Origin of the sequence: Oceanicella sp. SM1341 (assembly GCF_003448965.1) — a bacterium.
Taxonomy (GTDB): Bacteria; Pseudomonadota; Alphaproteobacteria; order Rhodobacterales; family Rhodobacteraceae; genus Paroceanicella.
This window is the reverse complement of the sequence record NZ_QRGC01000078.1, coordinates 1-1,578: the sequence shown is the minus strand read 5'-3', so window position 1 is coordinate 1,578 and position 1,578 is coordinate 1. Positions and strand designations below refer to the sequence as shown.

General features: G+C 62.9%; 4 protein-coding genes. All 4 read left to right on the top strand.

Annotated features, from left to right (window positions below):
* The coding region (locus D3P35_RS25750; protein ID WP_198670809.1) for a replication initiation factor domain-containing protein at positions 1–715 on the top strand (715 nt) is incomplete at its 5' end.
* A gap of 4 nt (positions 716–719) precedes the next feature.
* The gene (locus D3P35_RS25745; protein ID WP_010889944.1) at positions 720–1,031 is read left to right on the top strand and encodes a hypothetical protein; all 312 of its coding nucleotides are present in this window, start codon (positions 720–722) and stop codon (positions 1,029–1,031) included.
* Between the two features lie 68 nt (positions 1,032–1,099).
* Positions 1,100–1,300, top strand: a complete 201-nt coding sequence (locus D3P35_RS25740; protein WP_063612215.1) for a major capsid protein — start codon at positions 1,100–1,102, stop codon at positions 1,298–1,300.
* Positions 1,300–1,578, top strand: a 279-nt coding sequence (locus D3P35_RS25735; RefSeq protein ID WP_118138778.1) for a hypothetical protein, incomplete at its 3' end; no start/stop codon positions are given. The genes D3P35_RS25740 and D3P35_RS25735, both read left to right, overlap by 1 nt.

Genomic DNA, 1,578 nt, shown 5'->3' with positions numbered 1-1,578 from the left:
CGGCACGATCCTGGTGGACTGGCCGGGGCAGGGCTGCACCGCGATTGGCGACTGGCAAGCCGTCTACGCGATGGTGCAGGACCTCGACGCGCGGATCACGCGTTGCGACCTTGCGATGGACTTCTGCCAGGGCGAGGTGAGCATCGCGCAGATGGAAGAGCTGTACTACGCCGGCGACTTCAACGCGGGCGGGCGTATTCCGACGTATCGCAAGATCGAGAGCGGCGTAGCGGGCAGCAAGGGCTGTCGCGGTACGACGTTCGAGATTGGCCGTCGGGCGAACGGCAAGATGTTGCGGGCTTACGAGAAGGGCCGCCAGCTCGGCAATCAGGATAGCGAGTGGGTGCGTCTGGAGATCGAGTTTGGAGCCAAGGATCGCGTGATCCCGCACGAGATTCTCATCAAGCGCGACCAGTACTTCGCTGGTGCGTACAAGGCCCTGGAGGCCTTCATGGCTGCGGATCCGCAGCGCGTTCCTACTGACCAGGTCAAGGCCTTGGAGCTTCAGGACGAGACCATCCGCGAACGCAAGCTCAAGCACATCCAGACGCAGTTCGGCCCCACGGTCGATTACGAGCTGCGCTGCACAGAGGAAGACATCGCCGCGCTGGTTGTCGCGATACGCCGTCAGGGCGTACCGGCTCAGCTGCATAAATCCGCCCTGGCGAGGCACGTGTACGGCACGCACGATCCAGTGCCGAAACCTGAGGAGTGAAACCATGGAAATGATTGCACGCGTGACCATCCGGGGCGCCAAGACGTGGGTTGGCAACATGGATGGCAAGCAGCTGGACACCGGGAAGATCTACACGGATGTGGAGCTGCGTGGCGAAGACTCGAAGGGCACCTGCACGCAGGAGCTGAAGTGCGAGAGCTCTGCGGTTGTGAAGGCGATCATCCACAACCCGTTCCCGTTCATCGCGGAAGTCTCGATGGTCGAGACGAGCAACGGCAAGGATAAGGGCGGTCAGAAGGTCGTCACGAGCATCAAGCCGCTGCAGCGTGCCGAGGCCGAGCCCAAGAAGGCGTGATGCGTTCCCTGGCTCTGGGAGTTGAACGGCCCGGAGCTTTTCTCAACCTCCATCTCAAGGAGAAAACCATGTTCAAGAGCATCAAGAGCAAGGCGGCTGCTGTTGCCGCGGGTACCGTCGCACTGGCCGGTTCGGCGATGGCTGCGGTGCCGACCGACGTTGCTACCGCCATGTCCGATTCGAAGGCGGACACCGCCACGCTGGCGGGCCTGGCGCTGATCATCGTGATCGGCATTGCGACGTTCAAGTACATGCGTCGGAGCGTGTGATGGCTGCTGACGGCGCGTTGGTGGGCGCACGGTGCTTTGCCGATGTGGGCATGGCCACGGACGCCTACTACAGCGCCGTCGCTCCGTCGCAGACACCTGGGGCAGTCACCTATCTGTCTGAGTTCGTCAAGACGACGGGCGGGTGGGTGCTGCGGCGGTACCAGGTGGGCAGTGATGGGAGCGTCGGCACGCTGACCGATGCGTCGTTGCCGTCGCTGTCGTTTCCGGCATGTGACCCGCAAGAGAGCTTCAAGGATGGCATGACGATGGGGTGGGGG